Genomic DNA, 734 nt, shown 5'->3' with positions numbered 1-734 from the left:
AATAACAGTAAATAAGAATCTATAAAAAACTATAAAAATTTACAATTACAGGTTTTATATTTTACAGAATTCAACCTATAATATTTTCAGGTGATGAAAAGGGGGAAAAGGATGAAAACAACACGTACTTGTAAAATCAATTCTATTACAAAAGAACAAACGGAATATTTAATTACTTTGATTCGTACGTTCGAAAGTGCAAAACGATATAGTTTTAAGCGTTTGATTGAGGGCGAAAACGAGAAAGAATTGATAAAAAACTACAACCTAAATATTTGTTAAATAAACGTTTTTGTGAAGATGTGATTTTACAAGCGCAAACAATCCTTTTCTCTCAAAAAGAACTTCTTCCTGTTTACCTAGAAAACAATCAAAAAAAGTTAGAAAAGACGTTACAAAAAATAGCTGATTATGAACGCGGCAAAAAAAGACCTAAACAAGTTGCATTAGAAACTTGTTTAATTGGTTTAAGAAAACGAAAACAAAAATTAGAACAAAAAATTGAAACGTATGCAAAACATATTAAAAATAAAACATTACCTCCTATTATTTTTGGTGGGCGGAAAAATTTCTATGAAAGAATGAAAAACAAGATATCCAATCAAGAATGGAAAGATTTGCGGACACGACAATTATATTCTCGTGGAGATAAAAGCAAAAAAGGGAATTTGAACATGCGCATTACAGTTGATGACTGTGGGCAAGGATGGTTAGAAATTGCAAATCCATTAGGA

Annotated in this window: 1 pseudogene; it reads left to right on the top strand. The window is 29.4% G+C overall.

What is annotated here, in order from left to right:
- Nucleotides 1-111: 111 nt before the first annotated feature.
- Nucleotides 112-734 (top strand): annotated as a pseudogene (locus ACTFSI_RS27965) (hypothetical protein); the annotation flags it as partial.

Source organism: Bacillus cereus group sp. MYBK101-2, assembly GCF_051918845.1.
Classification (GTDB): domain Bacteria; phylum Bacillota; class Bacilli; order Bacillales; family Bacillaceae_G; genus Bacillus_A; species Bacillus_A paranthracis.
The sequence above is the reverse complement of the archived record's forward strand: the minus strand, read 5'-3'. Positions and strand labels throughout refer to the sequence as shown.